This window comes from Leptospira harrisiae, from assembly GCF_002811945.1.
GTDB lineage: Bacteria > Spirochaetota > Leptospiria > Leptospirales > Leptospiraceae > Leptospira_A > Leptospira_A harrisiae.
In genome coordinates this window covers 559,442-577,429 of sequence record NZ_NPDX01000001.1, presented here as the reverse complement: position 1 = coordinate 577,429, position 17,988 = coordinate 559,442, and the positions used below count along the sequence as shown (strand labels likewise).

Here is a 17,988-nt window from a genome sequence, read left to right as displayed (position 1 = left end):
TACTATATGTATCGGCTTTCGAAAAGGTTATTTTGAGACCAATGTGAATTTTAGTTTTTCTTTGACCTCCTCTACTTTTTTAAAATATGCCTCATGAAACACTTTTTTTTCTAAATATACGTCGGTGCAGGAAATCATCTCACCATATTTCCACTCATAAGGTTCCCCATTTTCATAACGAACTCTGTTCTGATGAATTTGGGAAGATAAACTTCGTAAATTGGTGCCGCGGAAATTTTTCACCAATGCACGAAACGTTCCCTCTTTTTCTGGATCAATAAAACGAAACTTACGCGAAAACAAAACTGCATCGTGAAAATATTCAGGTACATTAAATGCTCCTGAAGTTCCGAGCCTTTTTGAGAGAACACGAATGAAATCAGTAAATTCGTTTAGAACATTGAGTCCTGGGTATTCCTGTCCAAAGTATAATTCTTTTTTGATATCGCCAGGTTCAAAATTTATATTTTGTGTGAGAAGCCAATCGATATAAATCATCGGAAATTGTTCGTCATCCCCTTTCATTTGAAACTGAGAAACTTTCAAACGAGTATGAACTAAAATTTTTTTATTTTCAGTCTTTATATAAATTCGATTATCAAAATTGTTAAGTATTTCTAGTTCAATAATTGGGTTTGGGAATCCACGTTTTTCAACGGCAGCGATTAATCCAGCACTCACTAACAGTTGTTCTACTTCATAATGTGTAAAACGGTTGAACAACCTTGGCTCCATATTGAGGGAGGTGTTAAGCTCTTTGGAGACATCTACTAGAGACAAATCATCTAAATTCAACCAATCAGATTCGTTTTTCTTTTTGTCTGTAGATGAAAAAACTCCCATTATTTTTCACCAAATGCTGTGATTGTATTAAAATGAATTTCAACAGTATCACGAAAATCACGAGCGTAACCACCCGCAAGAGTTACAACACAAGGTACATTCAATGACTCGGCAAACTTACGAACCATCAAGTCTCTTTCTTTTAAACCTTTCATTGAAACTTTTAATTCTCCAAGAGAATCATCTTCATAAGGATCAGCACCTGCAACATAATAAATTATATTGGAATCAAAATCTTTTCGGATTTGGTTTAAGGATGTTTCTAGAGTCGTCAAATATTCATCGTCTTTTGTATTCGGTTCAAGGTTTACATCTAAGTTAGATACTTCTTTTTTTGGATAAAGATTACCTTGGTGCATCGAAAATGTGAAAACTTTGTCATCATATTGGAAAATATAGGAATTCCCATTACCTTGGTGCAAATCCAAGTCAATGATGAGAGCATTTAAATTTGGATTTGTTTCTTTTTGTTTTCGTATAGCAATTGCTACATCATTCAAATAACAAAATCCTTCTGCTTTGTCTGGAAAGCTATGATGATAACCACCGCCCATATTAAGCGCAAACAAAAAACTTTTAGAAAGTTCTGCTGCCATTATCGTTCCGCCCACACCATACATAAAACTTTCCACAATACTTCGATTAAGTGGCAGTTCAGAATACATAGTTCGCGATGTGTGTTCGTAACTAAACAAATCGTCTAAATACTCTTTTGTATGAACGAGTTCTAAGTCCGCTTCCTCTGCTTTTTTTGGAAGCAAAATGTCCCAAGAGGCATAAACAGGATCCCTTTTGACTCGATTATAAAGATGAGAATACTTGTGAGCCGGAAACACATGACCCGGTAATTCGAGATTGTACGAAGAGTGGTAGATGAGAGCAAGTGCATTGGATGCCATTAAAATGATATTTTTGCGAAAAAAGACACAAGTCAATTCAATCCGTACAATTTACTTGCAGGAAAAATCAAAAAAGCTGAGAATAGGGTCTATGCCGGTAGACGACAAAATCCCTAACAAACGCACAAAAATTATCTGTACCATTGGACCTGCTTCAGCAAATCGTGAAACCATTCTAAATCTTATTTATTCAGGAATGGATTTGGCTCGGATGAATTTTTCCCATTCTACACATGATTACCACAAAGATATTTTCGAGTTATTACGTGAGTGTGAGCAGGAATCAGGTAAATCCATCGGCATCCTTGCGGATCTGCAAGGTCCCAAAATCAGAACGGGAAAGTTAGGTTCAGGGCCAATTGAGCTCAAAGCGGGTGACCAAATCGCCATTAACAATAAATCGGATTTCCTTGGAACTAAAGAAGAAATCGGGTGTACGTATCAATACATCTTAAATGACATCGATGTTGGACACAAACTTTTGATTGATGACGGTAAACTTTCATTTGTAGTAAAATCCAAAACGAAAGAAAAAGCAGTTTTAGAAACAGTCATTGGCGGAACGTTAAAAGATAACAAAGGAATCAACCTTCCTGGAACTCCTATCTCTGCACCTGCGCTTTCAGAAAAAGACATCGAAGATTTACAATTTGCATTATCACTAGGTGTGGATTACATCGCATTATCTTTTGTTAGACGAGCAAGCGACTTGGAAATGGCTCGGCAATTTATGAAAGATAGTTATGCCGGCCTCATCGCAAAAATAGAACGTCCAGAAGCCATTCAGAATATTGAAGAAATCATCGACAATTGTGATGGAATCATGATTGCACGTGGTGACTTAGGTGTGGAATTGGATACACAATATGTTCCCATCATTCAAAAAGAAATGATTACCAAACTGAACCAACAAGGGAAACCCGTGATTACAGCCACACAAATGTTGGAAACCATGATTGATAATCCACGTCCCACTCGTGCGGAAGCAAGTGATGTTGCCAATGCTGTGATGGATGGAACAGATGCTGTCATGTTATCTGGTGAAACAGCTTCAGGAAAATATCCAATAGAAACTGTCAGAACAATGACAAGTATCATACAAGCTGCGGAAGAATCAGAGATTTATTTATCTCATTTACGAAATATGGATAGAACTGAGTTTGAAGTAGAACGCACAGCTCTCGGAAGTGCTGCAGAATCAATTTCTAGATTGATCAATGCAAAAGCCATTATTAACTTTACGAGATCAGGTTATTCCTCCCTTCTTTCTTCTGAGTTTCGGCCTTCAAAACCAATTTATTCATTCACACCATTCCTAGGTACAGCAAGAAAGATGCAATTGTATTGGGGTGTGGAAGCATATGTAATGCCAATGATGGATAAGTTTCCAGATATGATTGCCTTTATGAGTAAAACATTAAAATCAGAAGGTAAATTAAAATCGGGTGATACAGTGGTGATTCTTTCTGGTGCACCGGGATCAGTGGCCCAAACTGTAGATTTCATTCAAATACACAAAATCAAGTAACAACTGTCTTATGAATGCCTCGGGCTGCGATACTTGCCGTAGTCCAGGCGTTTTGAAAATTAAATCCTCCTGTGATACCATCCACATCAATCACTTCACCAGTAAAAAATAGCCCAGGTGTCTGTTTACTTTCCATAGTTTGAAATTGTATATCTTTTCTAGAAACTCCGCCAGCTGTCACAAACTCTTCCTTGAAAACACCTTTCGCAACCATTCTTAATTTAGTTTGTGTTAGGGTAAGACTCAAATTTCGAATTTCCGACTTGGAAATATCTGAATAACGTTTATTTGGTTGGATCTTTGCTTCTTTCAATACCCATTCCCAAAAACGAGAAGGGAGTTTCCAATCCGGGTTTGGAGTCAATTTTTCTGCAGGAGATTTTTCTTTTTTAGAAAGGTACAAATCTTCGATGTCTTGTGCTTTTTCTCCACCAATCCAATTGATGGATAAATCCACTTTGTAATCTGCTTCAAATAAATTACGTGCTTCCCAAGCTGACAAACGCAAGGCGGCAGGTCCACTAAGCCCCCAATGTGTGATTAGAATCGGGCCTTTCTGAGGTTTGCCTTTGGGAAAAACTTTAATTTCAGCAAATGGAACAACAAGACCAGTTAAATCGATAAGATCTGTATTTTCCAAAGTTAAAGTAAAAAGAGAAGGCACAGGAGGAACTATTTTATGCCCTAATTTTTCAAGAATACTCCAAACCTTTCGGTTGGAACCAGTTGCAATGACTACAATATCAAAAGTATCTTCCAGACCACCTTCCCATAAAATGCGAAACACTGAAGGTATAGTTGGTTGTGAATTTGAATAAATACCAACTAACCCTTGTTCAAAGTGAATCGGTATTTTTTTGGATTTTAATTCGTTTAGAAAACATTGGATGATGGTTTCAGATGAATCTGTAGTTGGAAACATCCGTCCATCGGCTTCTGCTTTCAGGGCAACTCCTCTTTTTTCAAACCATTCAATTGTGTTTTTGGGTCCAAAACTTTCAAATGCCCAACGTAATTCTTTATTTCCACGAGGATAACGGTCCGAAAGAAGTTCTGGCTCAAAAAGGTTATGGGTTACATTACATCGTCCACCACCGGAAATTCGAAGTTTAGAAAGCGGTTCTTTCGATTTTTCAAAAATTTGGATTTCACACAATCCTTGTAACTCGGCTTCTATCTGAAGTGCAGCAAAACAACCAGAGGCACCTGCACCAATAATCGCAATTTTTGGTCTTTTTTTCAATCCTACCACTCACCAGTATTTGGCATTGAGGCCCAAGGTTCCTTTGGAGGTAGAGGACTGCCTTTCTGTAAAAGTTCAATTGAAATGAGGTCTGGTGACCTAACAAAAGCCATACGGCCATCACGCGGTGGCCGATTGATTGTAACACCCATCGTTTGGATCCGTTCACAAGTTTCGTAAATATTATCTACCTCGTAAGCCAAATGACCAAAGTTTCTACCTGTTGCGTAAGGTTCTGTTTGACCCCAATTGTGAGTGAGTTCGATCTCTGGGGCATCTGGTTCCCCTGTAGATAAAAACACTAGAGTGAATTTGCCTTCGGGATGGTCTTTCCTTCGTGTCACTTTTAGGCCAAGAATCTCCACAAAAAAATGAAGTGCAGCTTCCAAATCTAAAACACGAATCATTGTATGTAAATATTTCATCTTTTACTACGATAAGAAAAAATAGATCATAAGCACAAGCCAAGAAATATATTTTGGAATCTCAAATCGGTACCAATTTCGTTCTCCTTCCAAAAGTTTTCCCATGGAAATAAAGGAAAAAACTAAAAGGAAAAAAACGGAAACAATTTCTCCTAAAGAATACATATGCATTCTTTTCAAAAAGTATAATGTAAAAACCGTTGGCACAATAAAAGAAAATAAAAGGTAAATTCGGTAAACATTAGTTCCCGCCTTGTGCCTGTATTGTGGAATTCTTGATTTTCTATCAATATCCCATTTATTGTGATTTAACCAAATTTTCGGATCTCTGACCCCACGATCCAGAATCGCTTGAAGGTCATCTGGCCGAACGGAAGGGTAAGAAAAAAACGAACGAATCCCCTGCCATTTGTATTTTGTAGTCCACAAATCACTAAACAAATCACGGAATACGTGTAGTTCAGCTGTCACTGGATCATAAGTATTTAATTGAGAAACAAGTCCATACCGAGGTTCTTGTTTTTCTTCACAAAAAGTTCCAAAGATACGGTCCCAAAGAATAAATACCCCTCCATAATTTCTATCAATGTATTCGGGATTCATTGCATGGTGGACTCTGTGATGGGAAGGAGTCACAAATATATACTCAAACCAATTGGGGAGTTTTTTTATAGTACGCGTATGAACCCAAAACTGGTATGTACGATTCAACGCATCGATCACTAAATAAGACTCCACAGGAAATCCAAGTAGCGCAAGTGGTAAATAAAAAAGTCCAATTCCTATATTACGAACAAAAGACTGCCTAAGAGCAACAGACAAATTAAATTCTTCACTTGAATGATGCACTACATGAGAAGCCCACAAAACTTTGATTTCATGGCTATATCGATGCGCCCAATAGAATAAAAAATCGAGTAATACAAATAGAAGAATCCAATGTAAGGGAGAAGATGTAGATAAAAATATTTTCGAAAGGGACTCAATACCCCAAGAAATTTGATACAACTCGTTGTATACAAAAACCAAACCAAGAAGAATCACTCCGTCAAAAATTCGACTGAGAACTCCCAAACTCAAATCAGCTAAAGAATCTTCATAAAAATAATAATCCAACTTCTTGTATCGAGTGTAAATTACCTCGAGTAACAAAAGTAGAATGTAAAATGGTGCAATGGATTCGATGAGTCTCATAATACGTCCTTCAAGATCCTACTATTGACACTAGTTTCTCAGGAAAAGCAACCTCCTTTCGGAAGAGTTCAATATAACTTTTAAGAGAATAAGATACAGTTGCGCAAAATTGTTACTTTATGAGACCATTTGAATCCTAAACTCATTTTAAACGAGTACTCAGATCTAAATTTAATTCATTGAATGAATTAGTAAGTCCGATGTTCCAACCAAGAACCAATGCTTCTGGATCTTTTTTTTCAATGAGTTGATTTTGTTTGTAAGTTTTCCTGAACACTGGAGTTGAAATAGAATCCTTATCTTCATAAACAACAATCTCAAATTCGATCACAGCCTTCGGCTCTTTTGTGCGAAAATCACCATACATTTGAGAAAGGTTTAATTCAATAAAATGAGTGACATTGATTCTTGTGTTCATACTCGCATCCCACTCGAAGTTACCCGACTTCAAAAGAGAACGGACAAGTTCCTCTTTAAAGTTATGTGCAGGTGGAATAAAAAAACTATTATAAAAATCGGATTCATAAACAGCATTTTCTTTTCGATAAACGAACTCCTTTCCTTCAAACCGCTGAGAGATAAATACTTTTCGAACCACAAATGTCCGAGGTTTTGGAGTAACAAACAGTTGTTTGATTTCACCCACTTCTATTAAAAAGAATCGTTTTTCTGGGAAAGTTTTACTAACCCCAAAACACTGAGTGAATATAATTGTGAATCCAAATAAAATTAAAAAACGAATCAGGGCTTTCATACTTTTTATTTCCAAAGTTTAGATTTGTTTGGTGCTTCTCCGAAAAGAAACTGGGAAGGATATTTTTTAGCATTTGATGTTACTTCTTTTAAATCTTCCGAAGCAATACGCAAATTTTCAATCGAAGTAGAGATATCACCTTGGTTAGATGCAAGAAGAGTATCCAATCTTTTTAAAGTAGTTTGTAATTGTGAAACAGTTGCATCTAATTTTTTTGGTAACCCTTGTGTTTCAGGACTAGCAATGAGGGCTTTGACTTCTGCATTTGTTTTTCGAAGGTCGACAAGAAGGCCAGTGGACTCACGTGCCAAATCACCCAACTTTGCTTCTTGAATGGTTTGATTTAAATTTCGAATCAGCTCACCCACACCCAAAAGGATTTTATCAACATCTGCCTTTTCTACTTTATCAAAAAACTTATCCACCGATGCGGTGAAACGAGAGATGGTACTTGGTGCCGAAGGGATATAAATTGTTTTTGGCTCCCATTCTATTGACAAAGGAGGGTTTTTTTCTGGATTTAAATAGTCAACTTCGAGATACGCGGTTCCAGTTAATCCTTGTGAGGCGAGGCGAACACGAAGTCCGCTTTGGATCATTCGCTGAACAGTTCTCTTTAAATCATTTCCGTAAACACCTTTTACAAAGTCCGGAACAGACATTTTGATTAGAACATATCTCCCATACCGAAGGTCTGTATCTTCATTGAGTTTGTCTGAATATTCATTTTGGACAAAAGTAATCTCTTGAACCGTACCTACTTTCACACCTCGGTGTTTTACTGGGGAACCAATATCCAAACCTTGGACTGATTCATCAAAATAGGTCTCAAGGCTTACTGATCTTTGAAAAATATTTCCAGCTGTAAATACAATCAAAAACAAAATCAGTGTAAAAAAACTAACGAGGACAAAAATTCCAACTTTGAAATATATTTTATTCGATTGGTTCATAACTGAGAACTCTCCTGTGGGATGCGGTTGAAGAACTGTTTTACAAAAGGGTCTTTGGATTTTTCTTTTAAGTCTTTCGGTTTGCCTTCTGCAATGATTCCTTTTTTGCTTTTGTCTAAAACAATCACCCGATCTGCCATAGTAAACACAGAAGGAAGTTCATGTGTCACAATCACAAAAGTGACACCTAGAGTTCTCGACAAACGGATGATTAGGTGGTCTAACTCCACACTAGTGATTGGATCCAAACCTGCACTTGGCTCATCTAAAAATAAAATTTCTGGATCCATTGCCATAGCACGCGCAATTGCAGCACGTTTTTTCATACCACCAGAAAGTTCTGCAGGGTAAAGATGTGCAAAAGGAAAAAGCCCAACCATTTTCAACTTGGACATAGCAATTTCATTCATGATTGCTAACGGAAGTTTAGTAAACTCTTCCAAAGGCAATCGAATGTTCTCTAATAAGGACATGGAACCAAAAAGTGCACTTTGTTGGTACATCACTCCTATACGATTCCAAATTTCTATTTTTTTCTTACCTTCTGCCAATACAATATCATCTTCATCAATCCATATACGGCCGCTAAATGGTGATGTTAAACCAATCATATTTTTTAAAACGGTAGATTTACCACAGCCGGACCCACCGAGAATTCCAAAAATTTCTCCTCGGTTCACTTCAAAGGAGATATCTTCCATAATCACTGTATGGCCATATCCCGTAGTTAGATGTTCCACTCGAATGATTGGTTTATCTTTCATATTCGTAGGTAAAAATATAAGACGGAAAAAATTCCATCTAAGATGGAAACAAGTATGATAGAACCAACAACTGCCGAGGTAGTTGATTCCCCAACAGCTCCTGCTCCTGATGCAGTTTTTAGACCTCGGTAACAACCGATGGATGCGATGATCATTCCAAAAAAATAAGATTTTAAAAGTCCGCCTAAGATATCTGACAATCCCACAGCCAAATTCACTTGATTGATAAAAGTTACGAGAGGAAATCCAAAACTAATCAACACCACAGCTCCACCTATCAAACCAAACAAATTAAAAACGATGGTTAGGAGAGGAGTCATGAGTAAAGACGCCACCAAACGAGGGATAATGAGAAATTGAACAGGCGGAAGGCCCATTGTAGTTAATGCATCAATTTCCTCAGACACTTTCATGGTTCCGAGTTCCGCAGCAAACGCAGAACCAGACCTTCCAGAAAGAATGAAAGCTGTCATCAGTGGCCCAAGTTCACGAAAAAGAGAAAGTCCTACTAAGTTTGCAACGAAGATCTCCGCTCCAAACCTTCGCATAGGAATTGCTGATTGAAAGGACATGATGAGACCAAGTAAAAACCCAATCATAGCAATGATTGGGAATGCATTGACTCCCATGGATTCCGCTACACGAAAGGTATCTTTCCAACGAATTTTGGAAGGATGCAAAAAGGAACGCCAAAAAGAAACTGTAAGTTCACCGGTAAATGTAATCAGGTATTTAAACTCTAATAATGAATCGATGGTAATTTTCCCAATTTTTTCCGACCTTCTCAAAGAATGGGTATGTGTTTCCTTATTTTTTTTACTATCGTCTTCGGAGATACTCAAACGATATTTGAACTGTTCGCCTAATCCAAATAAGGTGAATTGGATTTTTCTTTGTTCACATTCCAAGCGAACTAATTTTAAAAAAGAAATCCCTGAAGAGTCTGCTTCTGTGAGATTGCCGGCGTGTAGAATAACAGTGCGTGGGGGATTTTTTTTTAAGATTTCAAAAAAGGCAGTCCAATCTTTACCAGTTTCCGTAGCCGTAAGGATTGCCGGAAGATGGATTTCTAAGTTGTTTCCTTCCCATAGAAAGGAGGATTGTCGATGAATTGTATCCACGTCTCAAACGTAATTCTAATTCGGAACGGACCCGAGGCAAGTGATTTTATTTTACAATCCAATCGATTGATTCAAATATGATCCACAATGTGGAATCTCACAAGTGGTTTGATCGGATTTTCTGCTGGGCTTTCTCTCCTCTTTGCTTGGGGCGAATTTATTAGAAAAAATACAACAGGCCAAACCAAAATCCAAGGAATGTTATTTCTCTTTGCCTCCCTGTTCCAGGCCCATACTTTCCTTTCCTACACTGGACTTTACCTTTTTTTCCCACACATTTATCTGATTCATTTACCCTTCACTGCCTGCATTGGTGCCTTCTCAAACATTATTTTTCAGAACTTTGGGACGACATTCCGAATAAAAACCGTTTTTCCTATTGGGAATTAGTCCCTGCTTTAGCGGTAATTACCTTACTACTCCCTTTTTATTTGTCTTCTGGTGAAGAAAAAATTGCTCTACACACAAAATACCAATCAGAGGGAGTGCCTCTAAGATTTCAAATTACCATTCTCATCGCTGTTTTGCCCATATTTTATGCGGCTTTTTACGTTTTTTCAAATATGGTAAAATACATTCGACTAGAGAGATTCAAAAAGTCAGCTCATCTTCGTTTGGTGGGAATTATTGTAGGTTTTGGAGCCTTTTCTAGCTTAGTGGGAATTTATACCTTATTCTTTCACCAAAGTCATGGATTGGAATTAGTTTCAACTCTCATCGCCTTACTTCTCATTGGTGTTTATTTACTCAGACAAAAAAGTCCAGAACTTTGGGGAGAAGTGCAGAGGATTGTCATCGAAGAAAAAAAATACCAAACTTCCCAACTGAGTGGATTCAACCTTGAAACTTTGCAAAGTAGGCTCAAACACTTAATGGAAGAAGAAAAAATTTACCGAGATGAAAATATCAACTTAGAGAAGTTAGCCAAAGAGATGGATCTTTCGGAACACCAACTCTCTGAATATTTAAATCTACACCAAAAGAAAAATTTCTTCCAGTTTGTGAACCATTACCGCATCCAAGAAACAAAAGAGCTTTTTTCACTACATCCTGAGAGGAATATCCTCACCATTGCCTTTGATGTTGGTTTTCCATCCAAATCCACCTTTTATGACGCCTTCAAACGTGAGGTAGGTACAAGTCCTAGCGAATTCAGAAAGTCATTAAAAGTTTGATCCGAATGGGTCCATGCGGAATCTTTTTTTATTCCGGCTTTACCAATCCGGTCGATTTGGATTTTGATTTTTGGTAGAATCGATACATTCTTGGAACAAAGGGTTAGGAGAGTTCTATGTTTGGTGGGCCGGTTCAATGTGAATTAGTTTTAGATTGTGTAACCAAAATTGGTTTTACACAAGGTGTTCTAAATTTTCTACGTTATTATCCAATTGCAGGATTTGCATTTTTACTATTCTATATTTGGCGAAAGGATTTTTTTGAAACCTACCGCATCCAAAAAGTATATCCCAAAGCAGAGAAGGTTTGGAAAGAGTTTCGCCAATCAGCAGTTACATTAATTGTTTTTACTTTAATTGCTATGACTAACATCACTTTGATGAAAGCAAAAATTGTTCCGAGTGCCGTTTACTTTGGGCCTGTTTCGAGTTTAGCGGGAATCGGATATATTTTTTTAAGTTTTTTACTGATTACCATCTGGCATGAGACTTGGTTCTATTGGATGCACAGATTTGCTCATATAAAAAAAGTATACCCACATGTCCATTCAGAACACCACCAATCGGTAAACCCATCTCCCCTTGCAGCCTACCGGTTCCAAGCAACGGAAGCATTTTTAGAAGCAATCTACATTGTTCCTTTTGTGATGTTTGTTCCTATACATTTTTATGTAGTTTTATTCCACACTTTTTATGCCATGATTCTCAACATTTGGTGGCATTTAGGATATGAATTTTTTCCGAAGGGTTGGGCCTCTCACCCCATTACAAAGTGGATCAACACATCTACTCACCATAACCTCCATCACCAAAAGTTCCAAGGAAACTACTCCCTTTATTTCAATGTATGGGATCGTCTCATGGGAACAAACTTTCCTTACTACGAATCTTACTATGAGCAAATCACAGAAGAAAGAGATATAAAACGAAAAGAACAAAAACCAAAAAGGAAAGTGGAAGCAGAAACGAATCTTTTAATCTCTTAATAAAATTGGGGTTATCTGCGAATCGATATGATGACCCCGATTCCATTCCTTATAAATTTGAACTTCAATTGCCGAGAACCTCAAAGAAATTGGTCATGAAGGGAAATATATTTTTTCCTATTTCTATGTCCCCATTTTCAAATTAGAAACGTTATCTAATTGAGGTAAAAAAATGAAAGAATTCACTTTAATTTTCAGGAATAGCAACAAGGAGGGAGAAAGACCCTCCCCAGACCAAATGCAAAAAGTGCTACAAGAATGGATGGCTTGGATGGCAAATTTATCTGCCAAAGACCAATTAGCTGACAAAGGAAACCGTTTAGCAATTACCGATGCAAAAACTGTTCACCCGGGAAATTTGGTAACAGACGGTCCTTACACAGAGATTAAAGAATTTATCAATGGTTATATCGTTGTTAGATCGGAAACTCTCGCTGATGCAGTGGAAATTGCAAAAGGTTGCCCCATTTTGAAAATAGGAGGGAATGTTGAAGTTAGAAAAGTCGTAACTCCTGATGACCACAGCTAACAAAGAAACAACAATTCTTTCCGATTTGTTTCGAAGAGAACAAGTTAAAATGACGGCTGTTTTATGCCGTCATTTTGGTTTGGAAGATCTAGATTTAATTGAAGATATAATTGCAGAAACATTTTTAAGAGCCATTGAAATATGGCCTCAAAGTGGAATTCCACAGAACCCATCGGCTTGGCTATACACCGTTGCCAAAAATATTGCCAAAGATGGTTTTAGAAAAAGAACATCTGAAACTAAAAAAATTAATAATATTATAAAAACCAATACTGAGGAAACCCAAGAAATTAGTTTTGAAGAAAGTTTGATTTCTGATAGCCAACTGGCTATGATTTTTGCTGTTTGCGAAAATACAATATCTCCTAAAAGTAGAGTTTGTTTGAGTCTACAAATTTTATGTGGCTTTAGTGTTGAAGAAATTGGATTTGCTCTTCACTCTAATAAAGAAGCGGTAAAAAAAATATTATTCCGTGCTCGTGAACAATTACGCCTATCAAACTTTGAAATTAAAGATCTAACAATTGAAGAAATCAAATTAAGAATGGACTCAGTCCTTTTAACAATTTACCTCCTATTTAACGAAGGTTATTCTTCAAAAACAAAAGATTCTGTGATTCGTTTCGATTTAATTAAACAAGCAATGAATCTTGGACTCTCCCTTTTGGAATCAAAGTTAACAAAAACACCAGAGTTATTAGCACTCATGTCACTTTTTTGTTTTCAGGCATCTCGGCTTGACTCTCGCACAAATATACATGGTTCTATCGTAATATTTACGGACCAAGATAAATCCAAATGGGACCAAAACCTAATACAAAAAGGGAATGAATATTTTTTAGAGGCGTTTACTACAACCTCTCGATCAAGATACCATTTTGAAGCCGCCATTGCCTATTGGCATACCCAAGAAGAGTCTTTGGAAAAATGGAAATACATTCTAAATATTTATGATAACTTTTTGGAAATTTATAATTCTCCTTCAGTATTTTTAAATAGAGTTTTTGCTTATTCAAAAGTTTACGGAAAACAAAAAGCATTGGATGAGATGAAAGTTTATACTAATTATAAAAATCGTGATTATCATTCTCTCCTTGGTTATTTATATTCCAATTCTAATATCGATTTGGCCTCAATTCATTACCAAAAGGCCATTCTAATGACAAAATCCAATAAGGAAATCGCACTCTTAGAACAAAAACTAAAAGAACTAGATTTAAAAAATTAACAAAAAGCAGAATTGGTTCTTTTTGAATAACGAGTTGACCAATCTTACCAATCATTCCTAACAGATAGAAAAGGAAATTTATGATCTATAATATCAAAGATAAGGTTGTTCTTATTACAGGTGCCTCAGGAGGGATAGGAGCGGCTTGTGCAAGAGAACTGTATGAACATGGCGCCAAACTTATATTAACAGATATTACTCAATCTTCCGTTGAAATATTGGCATCTGAATTTTCAAAAGAAAGAGTTTTAGCGAAGGCAATGGATGTAACCGATTGGGAATCAATCAAACAAGTGACAAGTCTCGCAGTTTCCACTTTCGGGAAAATTGATATAGTTTTTGCCAATGCTGGAATTTCATGGAAAGAGTCAGCGTATACAATTTTTAATTGTGATGAATCTGAATTTGAAAAGATTTTGGACGTAGATTTACTCGGTGTTTGGCGCACAATCAAATCCACTTTACCAGAGATTGTAAAAAACAAAGGCCAAGTGGTTGTTACCTCTTCCATCTATGCATTCACAAATGGAATGTGTAATGCACCTTATGCAACTTCTAAAGCAGGCATTGAAATGTTGACTCGCTCCCTCCGTGCGGAGCTTGCAGGTAAGTGCGCAAGTGCAAGCGTATTGTATCCAGGTTGGATTACAACCCCGCTCACCAAAGGTGTTTTTGGAGGAGACAACCTAACAACAAAGATGCGAGAGATGGGATTCCCACCGTTCCTAAGAAAAGCAATTCCTCCCGAAAAAGTAGCAAAAGCATTTTTGAAAGGACTGATCCACCGAAAACCAAGAATCATCGTACCTGCTCGTTGGATCCCCATCCAACTCCTCAGAGGAATTGTAGGGATTTTTTCGGATTGGTTTTTAGCAAAACACACCCAAATCCAATCCCTACTCCTCGAGTTGGAAAGCAGAGGAAAGAAATAAAAATGGTGAAGCGAGGACAAAAGCAGGGAAACTGAAAATTGAATGGGAAGGGAAAGGAACTGATTATGGCGAGTGCGTTTCGTTTTACACTCGGTACAAAAGGTAAGTGACTTACTTTTTGCGGTGACTTTCGATCAATTGCGAGTTTCAAAAGTGAGCGACTTTCCATTTCCAATCAACTTCCAAAGGGAATCGATTTGGGGCCAGAAATCTACACGTTGGTTTCCCATCTCACAAACTCTCCAAGAACTCGGATTTTAGTTATTTTAGTTCCATCGCCTGCGGCAGGGATCGAGCGGAAATCCCTCCCCTGAATCAATTTATGGTTTTGCTCTTAGAATGAAAGCCTTGGGGAGGATTGGAGGGAGAGCCCGACCCTGCATCCTTCTCCGTTTGGTTTTAGAAGCCATTGGGGCCGCCCCAAAAAAATCATTAAGAGGCGACATAAAATACTTTAGGAGGAAGAAAAACCGACCGAAGGGGAATGTAGAGAGGAAGAGAAATATGTTTGAAGCAACACATTTCATGAAAACTCAAGACCTTTTGGAACGTGGACTCGGCGCCGCAAGCCAGAGGCGTAAAGTGATTACTGATAATATCGCCAATGCGGACGTTCCTAATTTTAAACGTTCGGAAGTGGTCTTTGAATCGATGCTGAAACGTGCCATCGAATCAGAAAAAATTGAAAAGGACAAAGCAGTTCCCACAAAAATCACAAACGACCGTCATATTGAATTTTTTAAACCTTTAGATTATCGGGATGCAAAACCCAAAACCAATTTGGATTATCTCACAACGATGAGACCTGATGGAAACAACGTAGATATTGAAAAAGAAGTGGTGGATGCCAACCAAAACCAAATGAGTTACAGCCTTATGATTGATAGACTCAACCAAAACAACCGCCTTCTCAACATTGTGATGAGAACCAACTAAGGAGTAAGTTATGGGAATGTTTGATTCGATTAATATATCTGCCACTGGCCTTTCTGCCCAAAGACTCCGAATGGATGTCATTTCGAATAACATTGCAAACTCGACTACAACGAGAAATACCAATGGAGACGGTCCCTTTAGACGTGACCGCGTCATCCTAACACCGATTAACCTAAGAACCAATTGGAAAAGCCCTGTGTATCCTTTTGGGGTGGCTCCCGGTGAAGGCAAAGGGGTTAAGGTGATGAAAATCGAAAAGGACATGAGCCCTTTACGACTCACTTATGACCCAACCCATCCAGATGCCATCCAAACTGGCCCGAAAAAAGGCTACGTCGAACTTCCAAACATCAATATCGTTACGGAGATGACAGATATGATTTCCGCTTCTCGCTCTTATGAGGCCAATGTCCAACTCATCAATGGGTCCAAAGCCATGATGAATAAGGCAATGGAAATCGGTCGGGCGTAAAACCCGGCCTATTCCCTCAGTATTTTCACTTTTTTTAATGTGACATAATTTTTTTCTTTAGGTTTTTTAGATTTCGCCGATGGATAGAATGAGGAAACACCCATGTCCATTGACCGCATTTCCAATATCAGTTCCCAAACTTACAAACCCTATTCCCTTCTCCCACAAGGAGACAAGGTTGGGATCTTTCGTTCTGATGAACGCCACTATGGAAAAACAAATGAAGCCAAATCTCCGGATGAAGTCGCTGGAACTTTTGGGGATGCTTTGAAAAAGGCTTTTGAACAAGTCAATGACCAACAAACAGAAGCAGATGAACTCACACAGAAAATTGTTTTTGATCCAAACTCAGTGGAACTTCATGACGTGATGATTGCGGCAGAGAAGGCTCGAATCTCTTTGACATTTGCAAAAACGATGTCCGATGGATTTGTTAGAGCTTATAGAGAACTCACAACTCTTAGATAAAACTAATTCGAATTGATTCATTTTAACTTGAGAAGTTTATTATCTTAGTTAAAATCGAACTAAAATGGACTATGGCGTAGGGCGACCAAACACGCGCTCTACGGCCTCATACCTAATTTCTATTTTGTCACTAGGAGAAACTCGAACCCCGCGTTTCATTTGGATTCCATCCACTCTTTCCGCATTCACGTAAACCACCCAACCTTCTGACCAAGAATTGGATTTTCCATTCACTTCCATAATTTCTTCGGTTCTGTTGGTAGAAATAAAACGCATTGCTGGATCTTCTTTTTTGGACAACTCCGCCAAGATGAGAAGTAAATCTTTTGATTCGAATAAGGAAGAAGGGATCTTTTTTGTTTCTTCATACTCATCGGAAATAAATTGGATTTGGATTTGAGGTTCCTTGGATGTTTTCGATTTGATTGTCAAAGAGCATTGAACACCAGAAAAAATCAGTATGGCTATTATATTTAACAAAACGAATCGTGATAAAAATAATTTCCTCCACCGATTCTTAGGTTTGTATAAATTCTGATTCATATGTTTATTTATCGATTTAAGTTGGAATTTATACTTTTGGTTGTTTCTTTTCAAACGCATAGACTAACCCTTGCGCATTCAAATTCACATCTAGTTGCAGTAACTTCCAATCTGATTCGGTAAGTGTTATGGAATGTTTGTCTGCAAGCGTTTGGATCATGGCTTCTACCTTTGATTCCATAAAAGGCAAACGATTTTCTTTGGGGATGGTTTCCAAGTTTGTAATGGCTTCCTGACAAAGGATGAGACCTTCTTTTAAGTCAGTCGCATTTTCTTTTAAATTTCCGATCTCACCAAAATGAGTGAGGTAAGCAACCTCAGCTCCTGTTTCTAAAATTCGGTCGAGTGATCGGATGGCTTCCACCGAATCAAAGTCAGTGGGCGTGGTAGTCGGGAAAATAAATCGTTTTCCATTTTCTAAATGGGGATAGGAAATTCCAAAGGAATCACCGGTAAAAATTCCATTTGTTTTTTTATCATAAATACAGAAGTGGTGGTTGGCATGTCCTTTAGTATAGATAAACTGAAAGGAATGGTCTTTCCAAGAGAACCATTCCCCATCTTCCATCACACGAACTCTATCTTTAGGGACTGGTTTGATTTCTCCATACAACGAATCAAAGTTTTCTTTCCCATAAACGGATGTGGCACTTTTGATAAGTAAACTAGGGTCTATCAAGTGTTTGGCGGTTTTTGGATGAGCCAGTAGAATGGCATTAGGACAGGCTTCGAGAAGTGCCCAGGCACCACCGGCATGGTCTAAGTGCACATGAGTCACAATGACATAGTCGAGGTTTTCTCTTTTGATTCCCTCCGATTCCATAGTCATAAGAATCTTTGGAATGGCATGGGTTGTATTGGTTTCTATAACAACGCCATGGCCCTCTTCTTCTAAAAGATAAGCCGATGCCACTTGTGGCATCTTTGCATACTCGGTATCAATGGTGATCACTTTGCCCATAACATGATTGTATATGAGTAAAGTGATCTTTGTC

General features: G+C 37.8%; 19 protein-coding genes and 1 pseudogene. 9 read left to right on the top strand and 11 right to left on the bottom strand.

From position 1 onward, the window contains the following. Window positions 1-27: 27 nt before the first annotated feature. Together CH364_RS02730 and CH364_RS02725 are read right to left on the bottom strand one after the other, a co-directional pair. Window positions 28-843 carry a hypothetical protein gene (locus CH364_RS02730; protein ID WP_100742108.1) on the bottom strand — a complete coding sequence of 272 codons (816 nt, stop codon included), beginning with the start codon at window positions 841-843 and terminating at the stop codon, window positions 28-30. After that, a complete protein-coding gene (locus CH364_RS02725) occupies window positions 843-1,742 on the bottom strand; it encodes a histone deacetylase family protein (protein ID WP_100742107.1) in 900 nt (299 codons plus the stop codon). Before CH364_RS02725 ends, CH364_RS02730 begins: the two co-directional genes overlap by 1 nt. Window positions 1,743-1,833: 91 nt before the next feature. On the opposite strand from CH364_RS02725, the gene pyk reads away from it, so the two are divergent. Beyond that, window positions 1,834-3,270 (top strand): pyruvate kinase, encoded by a 1,437-nt coding sequence (gene pyk, locus CH364_RS02720; RefSeq protein ID WP_100742106.1) that lies wholly within the window; start codon window positions 1,834-1,836, stop codon window positions 3,268-3,270. On the opposite strand, the gene CH364_RS02715 is transcribed toward pyk, so the two are convergent. From CH364_RS02715 to CH364_RS02685, 7 genes are all read right to left on the bottom strand, one after another. Beyond that, entirely contained in the window at window positions 3,263-4,513 is a 1,251-nt protein-coding gene (locus tag CH364_RS02715; protein ID WP_100743358.1) for a BaiN/RdsA family NAD(P)/FAD-dependent oxidoreductase, read from the bottom strand. The two genes, pyk and CH364_RS02715, sit on opposite strands and share 8 nt — an antisense overlap. Window positions 4,514-4,515: 2 nt before the next feature. Next, entirely contained in the window at window positions 4,516-4,938 is a 423-nt protein-coding gene (locus CH364_RS02710; protein ID WP_100742105.1) for a VOC family protein, read from the bottom strand. 6 nt (window positions 4,939-4,944) lie between these two features. Then, entirely contained in the window at window positions 4,945-6,132 is a 1,188-nt protein-coding gene (locus CH364_RS02705) for a sterol desaturase family protein (RefSeq protein ID WP_100742104.1), read from the bottom strand. 142 nt (window positions 6,133-6,274) lie between these two features. Further along, window positions 6,275-6,886 carry an ABC-type transport auxiliary lipoprotein, LBF_0736 family gene (locus CH364_RS02700; protein ID WP_100742103.1) on the bottom strand — a complete coding sequence of 204 codons (612 nt, stop codon included), beginning with the start codon at window positions 6,884-6,886 and terminating at the stop codon, window positions 6,275-6,277. 5 nt (window positions 6,887-6,891) lie between these two features. After that, window positions 6,892-7,839 carry an MlaD family protein gene (locus CH364_RS02695; protein ID WP_100742102.1) on the bottom strand — a complete coding sequence of 316 codons (948 nt, stop codon included), beginning with the start codon at window positions 7,837-7,839 and terminating at the stop codon, window positions 6,892-6,894. Then, window positions 7,836-8,603, bottom strand: coding sequence for an ABC transporter ATP-binding protein (locus CH364_RS02690; RefSeq protein WP_100742101.1), 768 nt, complete (start codon window positions 8,601-8,603; stop codon window positions 7,836-7,838). The genes CH364_RS02695 and CH364_RS02690 overlap by 4 nt, the downstream gene beginning before the upstream one ends. Further along, window positions 8,600-9,724 (bottom strand): ABC transporter permease, encoded by a 1,125-nt coding sequence (locus CH364_RS02685; RefSeq protein ID WP_100742100.1) that lies wholly within the window; start codon window positions 9,722-9,724, stop codon window positions 8,600-8,602. Before CH364_RS02685 ends, CH364_RS02690 begins: the two co-directional genes overlap by 4 nt. Before the next feature lie 87 nt (window positions 9,725-9,811). Between CH364_RS02685 and CH364_RS18900 the strand changes: the two are divergent. The 8 genes and pseudogenes from CH364_RS18900 to fliE all read left to right on the top strand — a co-directional run bounded on the left by CH364_RS18900 (window position 9,812) and on the right by fliE (window position 16,450). Then, a pseudogene (locus tag CH364_RS18900) lies at window positions 9,812-10,899 on the top strand (AraC family transcriptional regulator). Window positions 10,900-11,015: 116 nt separating this feature from the next. Beyond that, on the top strand, window positions 11,016-11,885 hold the full coding sequence (locus CH364_RS02675; RefSeq protein WP_100742098.1) for a sterol desaturase family protein: 870 nt from the start codon (window positions 11,016-11,018) through the stop codon (window positions 11,883-11,885). Window positions 11,886-12,123: 238 nt separating this feature from the next. Next, on the top strand, window positions 12,124-12,414 hold the full coding sequence (locus CH364_RS02670; protein WP_243401214.1) for a YciI family protein: 291 nt from the start codon (window positions 12,124-12,126) through the stop codon (window positions 12,412-12,414). Then, window positions 12,401-13,642 carry an RNA polymerase sigma factor gene (locus CH364_RS02665; protein WP_100742096.1) on the top strand — a complete coding sequence of 414 codons (1,242 nt, stop codon included), beginning with the start codon at window positions 12,401-12,403 and terminating at the stop codon, window positions 13,640-13,642. Before CH364_RS02670 ends, CH364_RS02665 begins: the two co-directional genes overlap by 14 nt. A gap of 80 nt (window positions 13,643-13,722) precedes the next feature. Beyond that, window positions 13,723-14,574, top strand: a complete 852-nt coding sequence (locus tag CH364_RS02660) for an SDR family NAD(P)-dependent oxidoreductase (RefSeq protein ID WP_100742095.1) — start codon at window positions 13,723-13,725, stop codon at window positions 14,572-14,574. 504 nt (window positions 14,575-15,078) lie between these two features. Further along, on the top strand, window positions 15,079-15,510 hold the full coding sequence (flgB, locus tag CH364_RS02650) for a flagellar basal body rod protein FlgB (protein WP_100742093.1): 432 nt from the start codon (window positions 15,079-15,081) through the stop codon (window positions 15,508-15,510). 10 nt (window positions 15,511-15,520) lie between these two features. Then, window positions 15,521-15,982, top strand: coding sequence for a flagellar basal body rod protein FlgC (gene flgC, locus CH364_RS02645; protein ID WP_002975027.1), 462 nt, complete (start codon window positions 15,521-15,523; stop codon window positions 15,980-15,982). Between the two features lie 102 nt (window positions 15,983-16,084). Then, the gene (gene fliE, locus CH364_RS02640) at window positions 16,085-16,450 is read left to right on the top strand and encodes a flagellar hook-basal body complex protein FliE (protein WP_100742092.1); all 366 of its coding nucleotides are present in this window, start codon (window positions 16,085-16,087) and stop codon (window positions 16,448-16,450) included. 69 nt (window positions 16,451-16,519) lie between these two features. Here the strand turns inward: fliE and CH364_RS18730 are convergent, their stop codons facing one another. Both CH364_RS18730 and CH364_RS02630 read right to left on the bottom strand, forming a co-directional pair. Next, a complete protein-coding gene (locus CH364_RS18730) occupies window positions 16,520-16,882 on the bottom strand; it encodes a hypothetical protein (RefSeq protein WP_243401213.1) in 363 nt (120 codons plus the stop codon). Between the two features lie 139 nt (window positions 16,883-17,021). Continuing rightward, complete coding sequence (locus CH364_RS02630; RefSeq protein ID WP_100742090.1) at window positions 17,022-17,954, bottom strand: MBL fold metallo-hydrolase; 933 nt, start codon at window positions 17,952-17,954, stop codon at window positions 17,022-17,024. Between the last annotated feature and the right edge of the window lie 34 nt (window positions 17,955-17,988).

What these genes read in the sequence shown, in the direction of transcription:
- CH364_RS02730 (WP_100742108.1), bottom strand. Translation starts at nt 843, where the DNA reads ATGGGAGTTTTTTCATCTACAGACAAAAAGAAAAACGAATCTGATTGG.
- CH364_RS02725 (WP_100742107.1), bottom strand. Translation starts at nt 1,742, where the DNA reads ATGGCATCCAATGCACTTGCTCTCATCTACCACTCTTCGTACAATCTC.
- pyk (WP_100742106.1), top strand. Translation starts at nt 1,834, where the DNA reads ATGCCGGTAGACGACAAAATCCCTAACAAACGCACAAAAATTATCTGT.
- CH364_RS02710 (WP_100742105.1), bottom strand. Translation starts at nt 4,938, where the DNA reads ATGAAATATTTACATACAATGATTCGTGTTTTAGATTTGGAAGCTGCA.
- CH364_RS02705 (WP_100742104.1), bottom strand. Translation starts at nt 6,132, where the DNA reads ATGAGACTCATCGAATCCATTGCACCATTTTACATTCTACTTTTGTTA.
- CH364_RS02700 (WP_100742103.1), bottom strand. Translation starts at nt 6,886, where the DNA reads ATGAAAGCCCTGATTCGTTTTTTAATTTTATTTGGATTCACAATTATA.
- CH364_RS02695 (WP_100742102.1), bottom strand. Translation starts at nt 7,839, where the DNA reads ATGAACCAATCGAATAAAATATATTTCAAAGTTGGAATTTTTGTCCTC.
- CH364_RS02690 (WP_100742101.1), bottom strand. Translation starts at nt 8,603, where the DNA reads ATGAAAGATAAACCAATCATTCGAGTGGAACATCTAACTACGGGATAT.
- CH364_RS02675 (WP_100742098.1), top strand. Translation starts at nt 11,016, where the DNA reads ATGTTTGGTGGGCCGGTTCAATGTGAATTAGTTTTAGATTGTGTAACC.
- CH364_RS02670 (WP_243401214.1), top strand. Translation starts at nt 12,124, where the DNA reads ATGCAAAAAGTGCTACAAGAATGGATGGCTTGGATGGCAAATTTATCT.
- CH364_RS02665 (WP_100742096.1), top strand. Translation starts at nt 12,401, where the DNA reads ATGACCACAGCTAACAAAGAAACAACAATTCTTTCCGATTTGTTTCGA.
- CH364_RS02660 (WP_100742095.1), top strand. Translation starts at nt 13,723, where the DNA reads ATGATCTATAATATCAAAGATAAGGTTGTTCTTATTACAGGTGCCTCA.
- flgB (WP_100742093.1), top strand. Translation starts at nt 15,079, where the DNA reads ATGTTTGAAGCAACACATTTCATGAAAACTCAAGACCTTTTGGAACGT.
- flgC (WP_002975027.1), top strand. Translation starts at nt 15,521, where the DNA reads ATGGGAATGTTTGATTCGATTAATATATCTGCCACTGGCCTTTCTGCC.
- fliE (WP_100742092.1), top strand. Translation starts at nt 16,085, where the DNA reads ATGTCCATTGACCGCATTTCCAATATCAGTTCCCAAACTTACAAACCC.
- CH364_RS02630 (WP_100742090.1), bottom strand. Translation starts at nt 17,954, where the DNA reads ATGGGCAAAGTGATCACCATTGATACCGAGTATGCAAAGATGCCACAA.